Source organism: Anaerotruncus massiliensis (ex Togo et al. 2026), assembly GCF_900199635.1.
In the GTDB taxonomy this organism is placed as follows: Bacteria; Bacillota; Clostridia; order Oscillospirales; family Ruminococcaceae; genus Anaerotruncus; species Anaerotruncus massiliensis.
The window spans coordinates 761,403-781,173 of sequence record NZ_LT962687.1; the positions used below are offsets into that span (position 1 = coordinate 761,403).

The window sequence follows — 19,771 nt, forward strand, 5'->3', positions numbered from 1 at the left end:
ACCTGTAAAATGTCACGGGGGGACGCAATATGAACGACAACACGAACCCGATCCTCTACCAGAACCGCGAACTCAGCTGGCTGAAGTTCAACCTGCGCGTGCTCGAACAGGCGTGCGACGGGTCGATTCCGCTGCTCGAGCGGCTGAAGTTCCTCTCGATCTTCGGCAGCAACCTCGACGAGTTCTTCATGATCCGGGTGGGCACCCTGACCGACGCGTCGCTGCTCGATCCGGACGCGATCGACAACAAGTCCCTCATGAGCCCCGCCGAACAGCTCGAGGCGATCTTCGCGGACACCCGCGCGCTGATCGAAAAGAAGGACGCCGCCTACAAACGCCTCTCGGCGGATATGGCGGGGGAGGGGATCGAGCATCTCGACCTCTCGATGCTCACCGAGGAGCAGACCGTCTTTCTGGAGAACTACTTCCGCGGCGAGATCCTGCCGATGCTCTCCCCGCAGATCATTGACAAGCACCATCCCTTCCCCTTCCTGCGCAACAAGGAGACCTACATCTGCACCCAGCTCAAAACCAAGGGGGAGTTCGTCAAGCTGGCGATCATCCCCGTGTCCACCGGGTTCGACCGGATCGTCTACCTGCCGTTCGACAAGAACAAGTTCGTGCTGCTCGAGGAGCTCGTGCTGCGCTACTGCGAGCACATCTTCCAGGGCTATGTCGTCGTGGCCAAGACGATCTTCCGCGTCACCCGCAACGCCGACATCAACGTCGACGAGGCGATGTACGACCACGACATGGACTACCGCAGCGTCATGGAGGAGATGGTCAAGAACCGCCGCAAGCTGATGCCGGTGCGCGTCGAGTTCCAGGGGGAGGCGAGCGAGGCGATCATCGACCAGCTCTGCAAAAAGCTCGAGCTGACCCGCGACCGCGTCTTCTTCAACCTCTCTCCGCTCGACATGGGCTTCGGCTTCACCCTCTGCTCCAAGATGGAGCGCCGCGGGCTTCCGGGGCTCTTCTACCCGCCGCTCACGCCGCAGGATTCCTCCCTGGTCACGCCCGGCAGGCCGATGATCCCCCAGATCGAGGACCACGACATCCTGCTCTCCTATCCGTTCGAGAGCATGAAGCCGTTCATCTCCCTGCTGCTCGAGGCGGCGGACGACCCGACCGTGCTGTCGATCAAGATGACCCTCTACCGGGTCGCGCGGGAGAGCCAGATCGTCTCGGCGCTCATCAAGGCGGCGGAGAACGGCAAGGAGGTCCACGTCGTCGTCGAGCTGCGCGCGCGGTTCGACGAGGAGAACAACATCATCTGGTCCAAGCGGCTCGAGGAGGCGGGGGTCAACGTCGTCTACGGGCTGGGCGAATACAAGGTCCACTCCAAGCTGCTGGTCATCACCCGCCGGGTGGAGGAAAAGATCTGCTTCATCACCCAGATCGGCACCGGCAACTATAACGAGAGCACCGCGCGGCTCTATACCGACCTCTGCCTGATGACCGCCGATCGTGAGTTCGGCGAGGACGGCACCCGCATCTTCAACGGCATCCTGACCGGCAACCCGGTGGGGGACACCAAATACCTCGTGGCCGCGCCCGTCTCGATGAAGCCGATGGTGCTGCGGTTCATCGAGCAGGAGATCATCGCCGCGCGGGAGGGCCGCCCGGCCGCGATCACCGTCAAGATCAACTCCCTCACCGACAAGGACGTGATCGACAAGCTGACCGAGGCGTCGATGGCGGGGGTCAAAATCCGCATGATCATCCGCGGCATCTGCTGCCTGCGGGTGGGGGTGCCGGGCCATACCGACAACATCGAGGTCGTCAGCATCGTCGGGCGGTTCCTCGAGCATTCGCGCATCTACGTGTTCGGCACGCCCGAGCGCAGCCGGATGTACATCTCCTCCGCCGATTTCATGACGCGCAACATGGAGCGCCGGGTGGAGGTCGCGGCCCCCATCCGGGACGAGAAGCTCAAGGCGCGGATCATGAACCTGCTCGACCTCGAGTTCTCCGACAACGTCAAGGCCAAGCGGCTGCTCTCCGACGGGGAATACGAGCCGGTCAAGAACGACAAGCCCCCGATCGACAGCCAGATCGACCTCTTCAAGCTCGCCTACATGCGCGCGGAGGAGTCGGCGCGGGTGCGCGCCTCCCGCCCGGTGCAGCCGGTGATGCGCCCGGCGCAGCCGCAGGCGGCGCCCGTGGCCCCGGCGGCCCCCAGGCGCGGGCTGTGGGATAAGATCCGCGCCCTGTTCCACAAATGACGGGAGGAAACGCCATGTCCGAATTTATCATACGCCCATGCAGGCCGTCCGACGCGGAGGGCATCCACGCGCTGCGCGTCATGGAGGGCGTGCGCGAAAACATCCTCGCCCTTCCCTCCGAGCGGCTCGGGTTCTGCGAGGCATACTTAAACGGCCTCGGCCCCGACGACCACCAGTTCGCGGCGGCCGTGCCGCTGCCGGGGGGCGGGGAGAAGATCGTCGGCACCGCCGGCCTCCAGGTCTATCCCGGCCGGATGCGCCATTCGGCGGGGTTCGGCATCATGGTCCACCGCGACTGGCAGGGCAGGGGCGTCGGGCGCGCGCTGATGGAGGCGGCGCTCGACGTGGCGGACAACTGGCTCATGCTCACGCGCGTCGAGCTCACCGTGTTCACCGACAACGCCCGCGCCATCGGGCTCTACAAGTCGCTCGGCTTCGAGATCGAGGGCACCAAGCGGATGGGGGCGATCCGGAACGGGGAGTACGCCGACGAATACTACATGGCGCGCCTGCGCCCGCCGCGCGCTTGACAAAACGCGGCAAAAACGGGTAAACTAAAAGCTGGATTTTACGAGGTTGTACGCCCGTAGCGGGCGTACAACTTGCGTCTGGGCGAATTTCCCGCATTACAGAAAGACGGAGGCAGGCAGATGCCAAAAAAACGGACCGCCGATTACGGCAACGAGAGTATTTCCTCCCTCAAGGGCGCCGACCGGGTACGCAAGCGCCCGGGGGTAATCTTCGGCTCGGACGGGCTGGAGGGCTGCGAGCACGCGATGTTTGAGATTCTCTCCAACTCGATCGACGAGGCGCGCGAGGGGTACGGGGACAAGATCCTCATCACCCGCTACCGCGACCAGTCGATCGAGGTCGAGGATTTCGGCCGGGGCATCCCGGTGGACTACAACCAGCGGGAGGAGCGCTACAACTGGGAGCTCGTCTTCTGCGAGCTCTATGCGGGCGGCAAATACCAGACCAACGAGGGGGAGAGCTACGAATACTCCCTCGGCCTCAACGGGCTGGGGCTCTGCGCGACCCAGTATTCCTCCGAATACATGGACGTGGAGATCTACCGCGACGGCTTTAAATACTCCCTGCATTTCGAGCACGGGGAGAATGTCGGCGGCCTTCAAAAGGAGGAGACCCGCCGCCGCGCCACCGGCACGAAGATCCGCTGGCGGCCCGACCTCGCGGTCTTCACCGACATCGACATCCCGCTCGAATACTATGCCGACACGATCAAGCGGCAGGCGGTCGTCAACGACGGCGTGACCTTCCTGCTCAGAAACCAGGCGGACTCCGGCTTCGAGGAGACGGAGTTCCGCTATGAAAACGGCATCGTCGACTATGTGGCGGAGCTCGCCGGTGACGGGACGCTCACCCCCATCCAGTTCTGGAAGGCGGAGCGCCGCGGCCGCGACCGGGAGGACAAGCCGGAATACAAGGTGAAGCTGTCGGTGGCCTTCTGCTTTTCCAACCGGGTGAGCCGGTGCGAATACTACCACAACTCGAGCTGGCTCGAGCATGGCGGAAGTCCCGAAAAGGCGGTCAAGCTCGCGTTCACCTACATGATCGACAACCTCATCCGGAACGCGGGCAAGTACCAGAAGGGGGAGAGCAAGGTCACCTTCGCGGACGTGGAGGACTGCCTGGTGCTCGTCTCCTCCAACTTCTCCACCCAGACCTCCTATGAGAATCAGACCAAAAAGGCGATCACCAACAAATTCGTCTACGAGGCGATGAACGATTTCCTCCGCCACCAGATGGAGGTCTATTTCATCGAGAATCCCGACGAGGCGGCGCGGATCGCCGAGCAGGTGCTCATCAACAAGCGCAGCCGGGAGAACGCGGAGAAGACCCGCCTCAACCTCAAAAAGAAGCTCGCCGGCACGGTGGACATGTCCAACCGGGTGCAGAAGTTCGTCGACTGCCGCACCAAGGACGTCTCACGGCGCGAGATCTACATCGTGGAGGGCGATTCGGCGCTCGGCGCCTGCAAGCTCGGCCGGGACAGCGAATTCCAGGCGATCATCCCGGTGCGCGGCAAAATCCTCAACTGCCTCAAGGCGGACTACGACAAGATCTTCAAAAGCGACATCATCGTCGACATCTTCAAGGTGCTCGGCTGCGGCGTGGAGGTCACCACCAAGGCGAACAAGGATTTTTCCTCCTTCGACCTCGACGGCCTGCGCTGGAACAAGATCGTCATCTGCACCGATGCGGACGTCGACGGCTTCCAGATCCGCACGCTGATCCTGACGATGCTCTACCGCCTCGCCCCCACGCTGATCGAGCGGGGATATGTCTACATCGCGGAATCCCCCCTCTACGAGATCACGACGAAGGACAAGACCTGGTTCGCCTACACCGAGCAGGAGAAGACGCACGCGCTCGAGGAGATCGGCAACGCGAAATACACGGTCCAGCGCTCCAAGGGGCTCGGTGAAAACGAGCCGGACATGATGTGGCTGACGACGATGAACCCCGAAACGCGGCGCCTCATCAAGGTGACCCCCTCCCAGGCGAAGGAGACCTCCGACATGTTCGACCTGCTGCTGGGGGACAACCTCGCCGGGCGCAAGGAGTTCATCGCGGAAAACGGCTACCAGTATCTGGAGCTGGCGGACCTCTCATAAGCGCCCGCGCTCCCGCGGCGGAGGCCGGCGCAAAACAGTATTGAGGTGCAGTGAATGGCAACAAAGAAACCCAAAAAGGAACCGAAAAAACCGGTGAACTCCTCGGCGGTCATCGAGAACGCCGGGGTGATGATCGAGCAGCCGATCGTGACGACGCTTGAAAGCAACTACATGCCCTACGCGATGAGCGTGATCGTCTCGCGCGCAATCCCCGAGATCGACGGCTTCAAGCCCTCCCACCGCAAGCTGCTCTACACGATGTACAAGATGGGGCTGCTCACCGGCGCGCGGACCAAGTCGGCAAACGTGGTGGGCCAGACGATGAAGCTGAACCCACACGGCGACGCGGCGATCTATGAGACGATGGTGCGCATGTCGCGCGGGTGCGAGGCGCTGCTCCATCCCTATGTGGACAGCAAGGGAAATTTCGGCAAGGCGTACAGCCGCGACATGGCCTACGCCGCCAGCCGTTACACCGAGGTCAAGCTCGACGCGATCGCGGCGGAGCTCTTCCGCGACATCGACGAGGACACCGTCGACATGGTCGACAACTACGACAACACCCAGAAGGAGCCGACCCTTTTTCCGGTGACCTTCCCGTCGATCCTCGTCAACTCCAACATCGGCATCGCGGTCGGCATGGCCAGCTCGATCTGCCCCTTCAACCTCGCCGAGGTGTGCGACACGACGATCGCGCTGCTCAAAAACCCCGGCCACGACATCCTCGAGACGCTGCGCGCCCCCGACTTCCCGGGCGGCGGCTACATCGTCTACAACGAGGACGATCTGCGCAAGATCTATGCGACCGGGCGCGGCGGGGTGCGGGTGCGCTCCCGCTGGAGCTACGACAAGGCGAACAACTGCATCGACGTCACCGAGATCCCCCCGACCGCGACGGTCGAGGCGATCATGGACAAGATCGTGGACCTCGTGAAGGGCGGCAAGATCCGCGAGATCGCCGACATGCGCGACGAGACCGACCTCTCCGGCCTCAAGCTCACCCTCGACCTCAAGAGGGGCGCCGACCCCGACGCGCTCATGCGCAAGCTCTTCCGCATCACACCGCTCGAGGACACCTTCTCCTGCAACTTCAACGTCCTGATCGCCGGAATGCCGCGCGTCTGCGGCGTTAAGGAGCTGATCGAGGAGTGGGCGGCCTTCCGCGAGGGCTGCGTCAAGCGCCGGGTCTACCACCAGCTCGGCAAAAAGAAGGAAAAGCTCCACCTGCTCATGGGACTCAAAAAGATCCTGCTCGACATCGACAAGGCGATCCGGATCGTGCGGGAGACCGCCGAGGAGCGGGAGGTCGTTCCCAACCTGATGATCGGCTTCGGCATCGACGAGGTGCAGGCGGAATATGTGGCGGAGATCAAGCTGCGCCAGCTCAACCGCGAGCACATCCTCAAGCGGGTCGAGGAGACCGACCAGCTCAAAAAGGAGATCGCCGGGATGGAGGAGATCCTCGCGGACCGCAAAAAGGTCCGGGCGATCATCATCGACGAGCTCCGCGCGGTCAGCAAGAAGTACGCGAAGCCCCGGAAGAGCCTCCTCTACTATCCGTCGGGCGAGGACGAGGAGGAGCCTGAGTCGCTGGTTCCCGACTATCCGGTGCACCTCTTCTTTACGAGGGAGGGATACTTCAAGAAGATCACCCCCCAGTCGCTGCGCATGAGCGGCGAGCAGAAGCTCAAGGAGGGGGACGCCGTCGCCCGCGAGGTGGAGGCGACCAACAACACCGACTTGCTCTTCTTCACCGACCGCCAGCAGGTCTACAAGGCGAAGGCGAGCGACTTCGACGACGGCAAGGCGAGCGTGCTGGGCGATTACATCCCCGCCAAGCTCGGCATGGACGAGGGAGAAAGCGCCGTCTATATGGCGGTCACCGCCGATTACGCGGGCTATATGCTCTTCTTCTTTGAAAACGGCAAGGCCGCGAAGGTGGACCTCTCGGGCTACGCCACCAAGACAAACCGCAAAAAACTGCTGGGCGCCTATTCCGACGCGTCGCCGCTCGCGGCCTGCTTCCAGATCGAGGGCGGGGAGGACTTCCTGATGACCTCCTCCTCCGGGCGGATGCTGCTGGCCAACGCCGGGGCCGTCTCCTCCAAGACGACCCGCACCACGCAGGGCGTCGCGGTTATGACGCAGAAGAAAAACCACCGCGTTGCCTCGGTGAAGCCGTTCAGCGAAGGGATGCTCGCGAATCCCCACCGGTTCCGCACCAAGACCCTCCCGGCCGCCGGCATGATGCCCCGCGAGGAGGACTACGGAGAGCAGCTGACCTTATAATTGTTTTCGGCTGCCCGCCGAGGGAGGATTCTTTAGGTTTGCCGCTCGGGGAGCGGCGGAGGTTGTCGGTAGTCGGCCGACGGCGACCCCTTAGGCTTTTCCGCCCAGCGGGCGGAGGGCTTTTGTTCGCGCCCCTTCGGGGTGCTTTATAGGTGCCGCCTTCGGCGGCGGAGATTGCCGGGTCCCGCCCCGGCAGGCGGCCCCATTTCTTGTACGGACAAGAAATGGGGGAAAGAAGCCGCAGGGGGCCATGCCCCCTTGACCCCCGCGCCGCCTCCGGTTGGCCTGCGGCCAAAGTCGGCGGCGCCCTCTTCACGGATCAGCGGACGGGTGTACAGCATCCCGCCAGCCGCCGCGCCGCGGGCGCAATGCCTCTGCCGGCAAGTCTCCGGAACCGTACCGGAAGTGCTTCCGGGGAGGCACGGCCGCTTTTGCGTGGCGCGCAACGCCCACGGGGAGGCGGAAAACTGCGCGGCTACGCCGCGCACGCACGCAGAGCGCGCGAACGCCCGGAACGGGCGTTGTTTTCCGCCGTGTGTCCCCGGCGAGCCATCCAGCTTCATCTGTTGGGAGCGCCCGCAACCTGAATTGAGCCTTCAGCTGGTGTACCCGTGGGGAGCGGCGGTAGCCTGCGGGTACTGGCAAGGTACTTCCGGAGATACCGCTTAGAGTTCCGGCCCGCAGGGCCGGGTCCGCGTAGCGGACTCAAGCCGGGGTCGCGGGGCGGAGCGCCCGCGACTGCGGTCCGCAGACCGCGTTTCGGAGGCCAACCGCCGAAGGCGGCTCTTAGGCCGGAGATCGGCCGTCGCGCGTAGCGCGCTCCGGGCATCCGCCGAAGGCGTTCTCTCAGGATTCCGGCCCTTCGGGCCGGGTCGCATGGCGACTCCCTACGGGGAATCCAAAGGGGTCGCGAAGCGACAGCCCGAATGGGGACACCATTTGTCCCGAAGGGACAAGTGGCGCCTGTGGCCCTCTTTGAATGCGCGTCGCCGCTCTGCGGCGCTCGCCGCAGGCGAGGAGCGCATCTATGCCCGGGCAGGCCGCCCAAGGCGGAGGGCCCTTGAGCGCCCTTCTTCCGCCGACTTCTTGGGCGCGCAAGAAGTCGGCCCGCCCGCCGGGGCGGGTCCCGGCAATCCATGCCGCCGCAGGCGGCTCCCCTCAGCCCTCCGAAGGAGGGCGATCAAATGCCTCGCCGGGCGCAGCGCGGATTATCTAAAAAGCCCCGCCGCCCACGGGCGGCAATTCCCGTGAAAGCTCCGCCGCTCCCCGAGCGGCAAAAAAAACAGAAGCCGGACGGGAGGCCCGTCCGGCTCGGGTTTTCCGCCCCGTGCAAACGCAATTTCGAGGTAAAAACCGTTTTTAGTATGCGCCCGGGGGATGAAAAGATGCAAAACGGAAAAAATTATTTGAAACCCTTGCATTGAAAGGGTGATTATGCTATCATATTACGAGTTGGAGTACTCAGGAATCGGAGGTAAAAAAAGGATGAATGCGATTGAAATCATCGGCGGCGTCCTGATCATGATTGCTGCCGTTGTGATTACCGTGACTGTCATGTTTCAGGAGGGTAAAGGCAACGGCCTGAACGCGCTTGCCGGCTCGAATGAATCGTCCTATCTCGGGAAGAACAAAAACCGCTCGATGCAGGCGACCATGGTCCGCGTCACCAAGTATACGGGGATCGCGTTTGTGGTCATCACGCTTGCGGTCTATCTCATCAGCTACGCGATGAAATAAGCGATTTGCGGACAAACGCCCGGCCGTTCGGCCGGGCGTTTTTTGTGCCGGGGATGTTCAGGAAAACTCCTTGACAAGCGTCTCATGCTCGCAGAATTCCTCGAAGAACCGTTCCCCCGTGGGCCGGTAGCCGCACTTCTCATAGAAGGGGATGGCGTAGAGCTGCGCGCCCACGACGATTTTTTTCGCGCCCCGCTTCCGCGCCGCGGCCTCGAGCCGTTCCATCAGCAGCCGCCCGAGCTGCTCGCCGCGGAAGGCCTTGCACACCGCGATGCGCCCGATGTGGAAGGTCTCGCCGTCCGCGTCGCAGTAGACCCGTCCGGTGGCGGCGGGCCGGCCCTCCCGGTAGACGACCATGTGCCGCGACACCGCGTCGAACTCGTCCTCGTCGGGGATGGTGAAGCCCTGTTCCTTCGTAAATACCTCGTCGCGCACCCACAGCGCGTCGGAAAGGTTGTCCGTGCCGTCAAAAAATCGAATCTCCATAGCGTCCTCCGGTAAATGAAACGTTCACCGGACCATTATACGCCCTCACACGCCGAAAATCAACTTGACGACGAGCAGGGAAATCACGCCGGGCAGGCCGAGCAGCGTGGCGGCGCCGACGGTGAAGAGGTTGGGGGAGAGGGCGATCCCGGTGAAGGCCCCGGACCAGCAGACGGCAAGGAGGGCGGCGTTGCCGGTGAGGGCGGAGAAGCAGAGAGAACGGAGAAAATGCCGGGAACGCCACAGGGCGGCGAGCATGATCAGGCAGACGGCGCCCGCGGCGGCGGTCAGGATGGATAGCGCCATATTTTTCACCTCCGGGCTTTTGGATTCCATTACAGGATATGTCCGCGCGCCGGAGGATATGTCCAAAAAAAGAGCCCGCAGCACGTGCTGCGGGTTCTTTTGCGCGTAGAGAGGGCGTCTGTAAGCCGGGTTCTGTCGTGGACAACGATCTTTCTGGGCCGCGCGTCGCCGCGCGGCTCAAGCCGCCTTTCGGGACCCGGCGGGCCGCCGCATCGTCCCAGCTGGCGTTGCTTCGGATAGGGTTTACATGGCGGCGCGGTTACCCGCGTCCCGGTGAGCTCTTACCTCGCCTTTCCATCCTTACCACCGTCCGCGGGGGAAGCCCCCGTGATGCGATGGCGGTATCTTTCTGTTGCACTTTCCCTCGGGTCGCCCCGGCCTGCCGTTAGCAGGTATCCCGCCCTGTGAAGCCCGGACTTTCCTCACGCCCCCGCAAAGCGGGGCCGCGCCGCTGTCCAACGCGCTCTCTACACTGGTGTAAGTATACGCCAAACGCACGAATCCGTCAACCTTGTCCGTCAATCCTGCAAAGATCATATAAAAAACGTGAAAACTTTGAAAAAAGACCATTTTTTTGCAACATTCATCTTGCATCACTGCAAATGATTCATTATAATAAAGAATATCTGATAAGCGGCCCGCCGGCGCGGCGGCCCGAACGGGCCGGATGGATGAAATTCGATAAGGGGGAATTTTCATGTCAACCTTTCAAAGTACATATCTGCAGGGCGTCTACGACACCGTATGCAAGCGCAACCCAAACGAACCGGAGTTTTTGCAGGCGGTCAGGGAGGTCCTCGAATCGTTTGAGCCGGTCGTGGCCCAGCGCCCCGACCTTGTAAAGGCGGGCATCATCGACCGGATCGTCGAGCCCGAGCGGTTCATTCAGTTCCGCGTCTCGTGGGTGGACGACGAAGGCAACGTCCAGGTCAACCGCGGCTTCCGCGTCCAGTACAACTCCGCGATCGGCCCCTATAAGGGCGGCCTGCGGTTCCATCCGAGCGTCTGCGCGTCGGTCATCAAGTTCCTCGGCTTCGAGCAGTGCTTCAAGAACTCGCTGACCGGGCTGCCGATGGGCGGCGGCAAGGGCGGCTCCGACTTCGACCCCAAGGGCAAGAGCGACGGGGAGATCATGCGCTTCTGCCAGAGCTTCATGACCGAGCTCTACCGCCACATCGGCCCGGACACCGACGTCCCGGCGGGCGACATCGGCGTGGGCGCGCGGGAGATCGGCTACCTCTACGGCCAGTATAAGCGCCTGCGCAACGAGTTCACCGGCGTGCTGACGGGCAAGAGCCTCTCCTACGGCGGCTCCCTCATCCGCCCGCAGGCCACCGGCTACGGCCTGCTCTACTTCACCCAGCAGATGCTCAAATCGATGAAGAACGACTCCCTCGCGGGCAAGACGGTCGTCATCTCCGGCTCGGGCAACGTGGCCATCTACGCCTGCGAGAAGGCACAGGAGATGGGCGCGAAGGTCGTCGCCATGTACGACTCCAACGGCTATATCTACGACAAGGACGGCATCAGGCTCGACGTCGTCAAGCAGATCAAGGAGGTCGAGCGCGCCCGCATCAAGGAGTATGCCGCGCGGGTGCCCGGCGCCGAGTACCACGAGGGCTGCAAGGGCATCTGGACGGTCAAGTGCGACGTCGCGCTGCCCTGCGCGACCCAGAACGAGATCGACGCGGAGGCCGCGCGGGCGCTTGTCGCAAACGGCGTGATGGCGGTCTGCGAGGGCGCGAACATGCCCAGCACCCCCGAGGCGGTCGAGATCTTCCAGAAGGGCGGCGTAATCTTCGGACCGGCGAAGGCGGCCAACGCGGGCGGCGTGGCGGTCAGCGGCCTGGAGATGTGCCAGAACTCGGCGCGCTATTCCTGGACGGCCGAGGAGGTCGACGCCAAGCTCAAAAACATCATGGAGAACATCTTCCACAACGTGTTTGATGCGTCGAAGGAGTTCGGCGCCGAGGGCAACCTCGTAATGGGCGCGAACATTGCCGGCTTCATGAAGATCGCCGACGCGATGAAGTGGCAGGGCGTCGCCTACTAAGCGAAACGGGTCCCGCACAGCGGATGAGAAACGATCAGGCTGCCGGAATTCCTTTCCGGCAGCCTGTTTCCATACCGCCGGAGGTTTGTGGCATCTGACGAAAATAACGGATTTTTTTTGACACGGAACCGCTTCCGTGCTATGATGGAAACCATATAGAAAACCGTATCACCGGGGAGAAAAAAGGAGTGTTTACCTATGATGGAGATCAAGGTCACGCTGACCGATCATCCGAAGCAGAAGCCCGACGAGAACAACCTCGGCTTCGGCCATATCTTTACCGACCACATGTTCCTGATGGACTACGACGACGGACAGGGCTGGCACGACCCGCGCGTCGTCCCCTACGGCCCCATCCCGATGGACCCGGCCTGCTCCTGCCTGCACTACGCGCAGGAGGTCTTCGAGGGCATGAAGGCCTACCGCACCGCCGACGGCAAGATCCAGTTCTTCCGTCCCGGCCAGAACTTCAAGCGCCTGAACACCTCCTGCGAGCGCCTCGTCATCCCGAAAATGGATGAGGAGCTGCTGATGGAGGGCCTCAAGCGGCTCGTCACCATCGAGAAGGACTGGGTCCCCTCCGCGCCGGACACCTCCCTCTACATCCGCCCCTTCATCGTCGCCACGCAGGCGGTGCTGGGCGTGCATCCGTCCGCGCACTACGTCTACTGCGTCATCCTCTCACCCTCGGGCGCCTACTACGCGGGCGGCATCGATCCGGTCAAGATCTACGTCGAGACAAAATACGTCCGCGCGGCCTCCCAGGGCGGCATGGGCGCCTACAAGACGGGCGGCAACTACGCCGCCAGCCTCATCGCGCAGGAGGAGGCCGAGAGGCAGGGCTATTCCCAGGTGCTGTGGCTCGACGCGGTCGAGCGCAAATACGTCGAGGAAGTCGGCTCGATGAACGTCTTCTTCAAGATCGACGGCGAGATCGTCACCCCGGAGCTCGACGGCAGCATCCTGCCCGGCATCACCCGCAAATCGGTCATCCAGCTGCTCCGGTCGTGGGGCATGAACGTCTCCGAGCGCAAGCTCTCGATCGATGAGCTCGAAAGCGCCGCCAAGGCGGGCAAGCTCGAAGAGGCGTGGGGCACCGGCACCGCCGCCGTCATCTCGCCGATCGGCGAGCTCAAATGCGGCGGCACCGTCACCATCATCAACGAGGGCAGGATCGGCGAGATCAGCCAGAAGCTCTACGATACGATCACCGACATCCAGTGGGGGCGCATCCCCGATCCCTTCGGGTGGATCACGCCCTGCTGCTGACCTCTTGGGTTTGCCGCGCTGCGACGGCCCGCAGGCCTAGTGCCGGAGGCGTGTCCCGCCGACGGCCGCCCGGCGGGGCTATCGCGGGAATTGCCGCTTTCCAAGCGGCAAGAATTACTTGCGCGTTCCGCCGCGCACCACGGGTTCCTTTTCGGACGGACGAAAAGGAACCAAAAGTCCGCCTAAGGGACTTCCGCCAGTCCCTTAGGAATCCCCGGGAGTACCTTGCCATAACCCGCAGACTACCGCCGCTCCCCACAGGTACACCAGCTGAGGGCTCAATTCAGGTTGCGGGCGCTCCCAATGAACGAAAATTTTACTGCGCAACAAGAAGCGGCCACCCATCGGGCGGCCGCTTCTTATTACAGCACGGTGAGGCGCTTGAGCAGGGAAACACAGTCGAGATAGCCGCGCCAGTAGGCCCAGCCGACCTCGTAGTTTGCGCGGGTGCGAAGGACCTGGCGGTAATCGTCGAATGTTTCTCCGCCGGGCAGGGCGGCTTCGAGCTGTTCAACCTGCTCGTCAAGCAGGGAACAGGCTTCGGAATCGTGCAGTGCGTCCCGCTGTTCGGTGAGACGCCCGTGGAGGTAGCTTTCAAAGTCGTCATGGGTGACGGTCATGGACGGCCCCTTTCTGTCATTGCCGCACAGGTACTTGCAGAAATCATGCGCACATGGTAAAATATTTGTGCGTGAGGTCCGCAAGGTCCTGTGCGTGGGTCGGAAACGGCGGGCTTCTTGTTGGGGGATCGCCGTTTCCTTCACTTTTCCTTGAGGCTTTTGATGCCGTCCCGGATCGCTTCCGGCTGGGTTTTCTGATGTCGCGTACAGTAATCAAGGAGGATTTTGAAGTCCTCGTCGTTGATACGCGCTCCAACCTTATGCGGTTTCGGATCGGTCGTCGGCCGCCCCATTTTTGCGGCGGTCAGGTGCGTCACCTCCTTTGACTTTTGACCCCAAAACAATTATAAGATTTTTGGGGTCAAAAGTCAAGAACTTTTTGCGAGCCGGGCTGTTCCATTGTTGGGAGCATCCGCAACCTGAATTGAGCCCTCAGCTAGTGCACCTGCGGGGAGCGGCGGCAGTTCGCGGGTTATGGAAAGGTACTCCCGGAGATACCGCTTAGAGTTCCGGCCCGCAGGGCCGGGTCCGCGTAGCGGACTCAAGCCGGGGTCGCGGGGCGGAGCGCCCGCGAGCGGCCGTCGCGCGTAGCGCGCTCCGGGCGCAGCCCGGGCAGGCCGCCCAAGGTGGAGGGTTCTTAGGCGGACTTTTGGTTCCTTTTCGTCCGTCCGAAAAGGAACCCGTGGCGCGCGGCGGAACGCGCTCGTGATTCTTGCCGCTTGGAAAGCGGCAATTCCCGTCTACGCCCCGCCGGGCGGCCGTCGGCGGGACACGCCTCCGGCACTAGGCCTGCGGGCCGTCGCAGCGCGGCAAACCCAAAACCGCCGCCGGTCGGCCACCGGCAGCTGCGCCGCTAGATGAGCGGCAAACCCAAAACCGCCGCCGGTCGGCCACCGGCAACTATGCCGCTCCCCGAGCGGCAAACCCGAGAGGAGCCCTCCAGTGGACGAATACACGACGATAAAGGCTTTTGCGAGCGACGAATTCACCGAGCGGCGCTCCCGTTTTATCGGGCATGTGAAGCCGGCGGCGAGCGAGGCGGAGGCGGCGGCCTTCATCGCGGAGTGCCGCGACAAATACTGGGACGCAAGCCACAACGTCTACGCCTACATCCTGCGCGACGGCCAAACCCGCCGCTACTCGGACGACGGGGAGCCGCAGGGGACGGGGGGCGTGCCGGTGCTCGAGGTGCTCCAGCGGGAGGGGCTGACCGATCTGGTCTGCGTGGTGACGCGCTATTTCGGCGGGGTCCTGCTCGGCGCGGGCGGGCTGGTGCGGGCCTACTCCCACGGCGCGAAGCTCGCGGTCGACGCGGCGGAGCGGATGACGATGAGCGAGTGCACCGAGCTGGCGCTCGAATTCGGCTACGACCTCTACGGGAAGATCTCCTACCTGCTGCCGCAGTTTCACGCGCAGACGACGTTTTCCGACTTTGGGGCGGTCGTGCGGCTGCAGGTGCTGGTGAAGGACTGCTTTGTCCCGTCCTTTGAAAAGGCGCTGGCGGAGGGCACCTCCGCGCTGGTGACGCCGCGGGCGGTCGACCGCCGGTACGCCTGCATCCCCGAATGAATCCTGTCGAACGGTGGAACATCCTGCCTTTTGCAAGAAATTTCTGCATCAGGCAGGAATTTTTTTATCTGCGGAGTATAATATAGTAGAACAAACTGCAAACCGGCATGGAAAGCCGCTTGACGGGAGGGAGGCACCGCATGACGATCCGCGAGCAGACGCAGGAAATCCAGGCGCGCACCCTGTCAAAATACGCCAGCCTCTCCCAAAACTCGCTCGGACGCGAACGCCCGGTCGAGGACTGCCCGCTGCGCACGCCCTACGCGCGCGACCGCGACCGGATCCTCCACTGCAAGTCGTTCCGCCGGCTGATGCATAAGACGCAGGTATTTCTCTCCCCGGAGGGGGACCACTACCGCACCCGGCTGACCCATACGCTGGAGGTGAGCCAGATCGCGCGGACGATCGCCGTCGCGCTGCGCCTCAACGAGGAGCTCACCGAGGCGATCGCGCTCGGCCACGACCTCGGGCACACGCCGTTCGGACATGCCGGGGAGCGCGCGCTCGCACAGGTCTGTCCGCACGGGTTTTCCCACGCGCAGCAGAGCGTGCGGGTCGTCGAGCGGATCGAAAACGACGGCGCTGGCCTCAACCTCACCTGGGAGGTTCGCAACGGCATCGGCTGCCACTCCTACTCCAACCCCTCCCCGGAGGGCCGGGCAAGGACGCTCGAGGGACGCGCCGTCTATTTCGCGGACAAGATCGCCTACCTCAACCACGACCTCGAGGACGCGCTGCGCGCGAAGGTGCTGACGCAGGACGACATCCCTTGGACGATCAAATACGCGCTCGGGCGCACCAAATCCCAGCGGATCACCGCCCTCATCACCTCGCTGGTGGAAAACAGCGGCGAGGACGTCGGGATGGACAAAGCGACCGCCGAAGCGTTCGCCCAGTTCAACTCGTTTATGTATGAAGCGGTCTACCTCAACCCCGTGGCGAAGGGGGAGGAGGGCAAGGCGGAGGAGGTCGTCAAGAGCCTCTACCGCCACTTCGCGGAGCACCCGCAGGAGCTGCCCGACGAATACCAGGCGATCTATGAGCGGGAGGACGCCGCGCGCGCCGCCTGTGATTACATATCGGGCATGTCCGACCGCTACGCGGTCGCGACCTACGAACGGCTGTTCGTCCCGCGCCCGTGGGAAATCTATTGATTGGAACAATCCGGAAAGGAGGCGGCCGCCGATGATTTCAGAACTTTTCCTGCAGGAACTCAAAAGCTACAGCGACATCGAACAGGTCGTCTCCTCCTATGTGCACCTCAAGCGGCGGGGGCGGGTGGCCACCGGGCTCTGCCCCTTCCACTCGGAAAAGACCCCCTCCTTCACCGTCTACCCCGACAACCAGAGCTTCTACTGCTTCGGCTGCGGCGCGGGGGGCGATGTGATCACCTTCATCCGCCGCATCGAAAACCTCGAGTATGTGGAGGCGGTGCGCTTTCTGGCCCAGCGCGCGGGCATGGCGATGCCGGAGGACACGCGGGACGACGGCATGGCGCGCCTCAAGGCCCGCGTGCTGGAACTCAACCGCACCCTCGCGCGGTTCTACCACAGCTGCCTGCGGGGCCCGCAGGGCAAGCCGGGGCTCGACTACCTGCACGGGCGGGGGCTCACCAACCAGACGATCATCCGGTTCGGCCTCGGCTACGCGCCCGACAGCTGGGATACCGCCTGCAAATACCTGCGCTCCAGGGGCTTTACCGACGACGAGATGGTTTCCGCCGCCGTGGCGGCCCGGGGGAAGAGCGGCGGCCTCTACGACAGCTTCCGCAACCGGGCGATCTTCCCGATCATCGACCTGCGGGGCAATGTCGTCGGCTTCGGCGGGCGGGTCATGGGGGACGCGAAGGGACCCAAATACCTCAACTCGTCCGACACGCCCGTCTTTAAAAAGAGCCGCAACCTCTTCGCGCTCAACTTTGCAAAGGCCTCCAAGCGGGAAGGGCTCATCCTCTGCGAGGGATATATGGACGTGATCGCGATGCACCAGGCGGGGTTCGACAACGCCGTCGCGACGCTGGGCACCGCGCTCACCTCCGAGCAGTCGCGGCTGATCGCGCAGTATGCCCAGGGCGTCACCCTTTCCTACGACTCGGACGGCGCGGGACAGGCCGCGACCCGGCGGGCGGTCGGCCTGCTCGGGGAGGTCGGCGTGAAGATCAAGGTGCTCTCCATCACGGGGGCGAAGGACCCCGACGAATACATCAAGAAATTCGGCGCCGAGCGGTTTTCGCTGCTGCTTGAAGGCGCGTCGAACGCCACCGAGTTCGAGATCGCCAAGCTCAGGCAGAAATACGACTGCGACACCGCCGACGGCAAGGTCGCCTTTCTGCGGGAGTTCGTCGCGCTGATGGCGGGGATTCCCAACGCGGTCGAGCGGGACGTCTACCTCTCCAAGGTGGCCTCCGAGCTGGAGGTGGCCAAGGAGGCGGTCGAGACGCAGCTCAAGTTCGAGCAGAAGCGCGCGTCCAAGCGCCGCAAGCGGGACGCCTCCGAGCTCAAGGTCTACAGCGAGGTCAAGGCGCCCAGCCAGCGGCAGGATTTCCAGCGGGCGCGCAACATCAAGTTCGCGCTGGCGGAGGACAAGCTGCTCGGCATCCTCATGAAGAATCCGGATTATTACGCGCATGCCGCGTCCCGGATTACGCTGGAAGACTTTGTCACCGACCGCAACCGGGAGCTGGCAAAGGTGATCTTCGAGCGGCTGGCGGCGGGGCAGTCGGTGGAGCTCAGCCTGCTGTCGGCGCAGCTTACGGTCGACCAGATGGGCGTTGCGTCCGAGCTGGTCAACGCCGTATCGGGCATGATGTTCGGCGTGGAGGATGTCGACAGTTATATCGACACCATCCTCAGCCATAAAAATATCAAGTCGCAGGACGAGGTCGCGGCAATGACGGATGACGACCTGAAGGCGTACATAGCCTCGTTAGCGTCCAAGAAGAAGTCAAACTGATTTAGGGGGACATACAGCAATGGGTGTACAGGAAAAGAAAGCCGTTTTGAAGGAACTTCTGGAGAGCGGCAAGGCGAAGGGCAAGCTGACCACCAAGGAAATCAGCGACGCGCTCGAGGAACTGGATTACGACGTCGAACAGGTCGACAAGATGTACGACCTGCTGGAACAGAACAATATTGAAATCATCGAGGACATGGTCACGCCGGTCGAGGAGGACTTCAAGGACCTCGGCAAGGGCGCAGACCTCGACGTGGCGCTGGCCGCCGAGGGCATCAGCATCGACGACCCGGTCAAGGTCTACCTCAAGGAGATCGGGCGGGTGCCGCTCCTCTCCGCCGACGAGGAGATCGACCTCGCGGTGCGCATGGGGCAGGGGGACGTCGAGGCGCGCAAGCGCCTCTCGGAGGCGAACCTGCGCCTCGTCGTCAGCATCGCAAAGCGGTATGTCGGCCGCGGGATGCAGTTTTTGGATCTCATCCAGGAGGGCAACCTCGGCCTCATCAAGGCGGTCGAAAAATTTGACCACACCAAGGGCTTCAAATTCTCCACCTATGCGACCTGGTGGATCCGCCAGGCGATCACCCGCGCGATCGCCGATCAGGCGCGCACCATCCGCATCCCGGTGCACATGGTCGAGACGATCAACAAGGTGAAGAAGGTCTCCTCCCAGCTGCTGCACAAGAACGGCCACGAGCCGACTGCCGACGAGATCGCGGCCGAGCTTGACATGCCGGTCGACAAGGTGCGCGAGATTATGCGGGTGGCGCAGGAGCCGGTGTCGCTCGAAACGCCGATCGGCGAGGAGGAGGACAGCCACCTCGGTGACTTCATCCCCGACGACGACGCGCCCGCCCCGGCGGACGCCGCCTCCCACGTCCTGCTCAAGGAGCAGCTCTCCGAGGTGCTCCAGACCCTCACCCCGCGGGAGGAAAAGGTGCTGCGCCTGCGCTTCGGCCTCGAGGACGGCCGCAGCCGTACCCTCGAGGAGGTCGGCAAGGAGTTCAACGTCACGCGCGAACGCATCCGCCAGATCGAGGCCAAGGCCCTGCGCAAGCTCCGCCATCCCTCCCGCAGCAAAAAGCTGAAGGACTTCCTCGACTAAAGGAACCCTTTTGAAAAAGGTTTCCTTTAGAATCCTTTCAAAACCTTTGGTTCAGGCGTCGCGCGGCGTTTTGCCGCGGGCGCGTCCCGTGAGGGAGAAGAAGCGGCCGCCCTTCCGGGCGGCCGCTTCTTTGAGCTTCCGGGCCCGTCCCGGGGATGGTTTTGGGTTTGCCGCGATTCGCCCGGCGAGGCTTTTTTCGTGCCCCTCCGGGGCGCTCCAGATGTGCCGCCTTCGGCGGCGGGGATTGCCGGGACCCGCCCCGGCGGGCGGGCCGACTTCTTGCGCGCCCAAGAAGTCGGCGGAAGAAGGGCGCTCAAGGGGGGCTCACTTGAAGAAGATGGGGGCGCAAAGCTCGCCCCCCTTGAGAATCCCCCCGCCGCTCGCGTCCAGCCAGCCGCGGGTAGAAGGCTGGTGCCGCTGCGTCCAACAACGGCTGTCGGAAGGCTCGCCAAAACCCGCGGCGGAAAACAACGCCCGTTCCGGGTGTTCGCGCGCTCTGCGCGCGTGCGCGGCAAAGCCGCGCA

At 63.3% G+C, this 19,771-nt stretch carries 15 protein-coding genes and 1 other RNA gene; 11 read left to right on the forward strand and 5 right to left on the reverse strand.

The window, feature by feature from the left end; genetic code table 11:
• The first annotated feature begins 29 nt into the window (after positions 1-29).
• The 5 genes from ppk1 to secG all read left to right on the forward strand — a co-directional run bounded on the left by ppk1 (position 30) and on the right by secG (position 8,887).
• A complete protein-coding gene (gene ppk1 / locus C1A13_RS04205; RefSeq protein WP_101549404.1) occupies positions 30-2,225 on the forward strand; it encodes a polyphosphate kinase 1 in 2,196 nt (731 codons plus the stop codon).
• Positions 2,226-2,239: 14 nt separating this feature from the next.
• A complete protein-coding gene (locus tag C1A13_RS04210; protein WP_101549406.1) occupies positions 2,240-2,755 on the forward strand; it encodes a GNAT family N-acetyltransferase in 516 nt (171 codons plus the stop codon).
• 120 nt (positions 2,756-2,875) lie between these two features.
• Positions 2,876-4,861, forward strand: coding sequence for a DNA gyrase/topoisomerase IV subunit B (locus C1A13_RS04215; protein ID WP_101549409.1), 1,986 nt, complete (start codon positions 2,876-2,878; stop codon positions 4,859-4,861).
• A gap of 54 nt (positions 4,862-4,915) precedes the next feature.
• Complete coding sequence (locus C1A13_RS04220; RefSeq protein ID WP_101549411.1) at positions 4,916-7,150, forward strand: DNA gyrase subunit A; 2,235 nt, start codon at positions 4,916-4,918, stop codon at positions 7,148-7,150.
• Between the two features lie 1,485 nt (positions 7,151-8,635).
• Positions 8,636-8,887, forward strand: a complete 252-nt coding sequence (secG, locus tag C1A13_RS04225) for a preprotein translocase subunit SecG (RefSeq protein ID WP_101549413.1) — start codon at positions 8,636-8,638, stop codon at positions 8,885-8,887.
• A 57-nt stretch (positions 8,888-8,944) separates the two neighbouring features.
• Here the strand turns inward: secG and C1A13_RS04230 are convergent, their stop codons facing one another.
• The 3 genes from C1A13_RS04230 to rnpB form a co-directional block, all read right to left on the reverse strand.
• Complete coding sequence (locus tag C1A13_RS04230) at positions 8,945-9,373, reverse strand: GNAT family N-acetyltransferase (protein WP_101549415.1); 429 nt, start codon at positions 9,371-9,373, stop codon at positions 8,945-8,947.
• Between the two features lie 45 nt (positions 9,374-9,418).
• Positions 9,419-9,679, reverse strand: a complete 261-nt coding sequence (locus C1A13_RS04235; protein ID WP_172439160.1) for a pro-sigmaK processing inhibitor BofA family protein — start codon at positions 9,677-9,679, stop codon at positions 9,419-9,421.
• Positions 9,680-9,784: 105 nt separating this feature from the next.
• An RNA gene (gene rnpB / locus C1A13_RS04240) (RNase P RNA component class A) lies at positions 9,785-10,146 on the reverse strand.
• A 230-nt stretch (positions 10,147-10,376) separates the two neighbouring features.
• On the opposite strand from rnpB, the gene gdhA reads away from it, so the two are divergent.
• Entirely contained in the window at positions 10,377-11,732 is a 1,356-nt protein-coding gene (gdhA, locus tag C1A13_RS04245; RefSeq protein ID WP_101549419.1) for an NADP-specific glutamate dehydrogenase, read from the forward strand.
• A 201-nt stretch (positions 11,733-11,933) separates the two neighbouring features.
• Positions 11,934-13,001, forward strand: coding sequence for a branched-chain amino acid aminotransferase (locus C1A13_RS04250; RefSeq protein WP_101553176.1), 1,068 nt, complete (start codon positions 11,934-11,936; stop codon positions 12,999-13,001).
• 362 nt (positions 13,002-13,363) lie between these two features.
• Here C1A13_RS04250 and C1A13_RS04255 read toward each other — a convergent pair whose 3' ends face one another.
• Both C1A13_RS04255 and C1A13_RS14840 read right to left on the reverse strand, forming a co-directional pair.
• The gene (locus C1A13_RS04255) at positions 13,364-13,621 is read right to left on the reverse strand and encodes a hypothetical protein (protein ID WP_101549421.1); all 258 of its coding nucleotides are present in this window, start codon (positions 13,619-13,621) and stop codon (positions 13,364-13,366) included.
• A 140-nt stretch (positions 13,622-13,761) separates the two neighbouring features.
• The gene (locus C1A13_RS14840) at positions 13,762-13,938 is read right to left on the reverse strand and encodes a hypothetical protein (RefSeq protein WP_172439106.1); all 177 of its coding nucleotides are present in this window, start codon (positions 13,936-13,938) and stop codon (positions 13,762-13,764) included.
• A 625-nt stretch (positions 13,939-14,563) separates the two neighbouring features.
• Here C1A13_RS14840 and C1A13_RS04260 point away from each other — a divergent pair.
• From C1A13_RS04260 to rpoD, 4 genes are all read left to right on the forward strand, one after another.
• Positions 14,564-15,190 carry an IMPACT family protein gene (locus tag C1A13_RS04260; RefSeq protein ID WP_101549423.1) on the forward strand — a complete coding sequence of 209 codons (627 nt, stop codon included), beginning with the start codon at positions 14,564-14,566 and terminating at the stop codon, positions 15,188-15,190.
• A gap of 140 nt (positions 15,191-15,330) precedes the next feature.
• Positions 15,331-16,344, forward strand: coding sequence for a deoxyguanosinetriphosphate triphosphohydrolase (locus C1A13_RS04265; protein ID WP_101549425.1), 1,014 nt, complete (start codon positions 15,331-15,333; stop codon positions 16,342-16,344).
• Between the two features lie 31 nt (positions 16,345-16,375).
• Positions 16,376-18,142, forward strand: coding sequence for a DNA primase (dnaG, locus tag C1A13_RS04270; RefSeq protein ID WP_172439161.1), 1,767 nt, complete (start codon positions 16,376-16,378; stop codon positions 18,140-18,142).
• A 19-nt stretch (positions 18,143-18,161) separates the two neighbouring features.
• Positions 18,162-19,247, forward strand: a complete 1,086-nt coding sequence (gene rpoD, locus C1A13_RS04275; RefSeq protein ID WP_101549428.1) for an RNA polymerase sigma factor RpoD — start codon at positions 18,162-18,164, stop codon at positions 19,245-19,247.
• Positions 19,248-19,771: the final 524 nt, after the last annotated feature.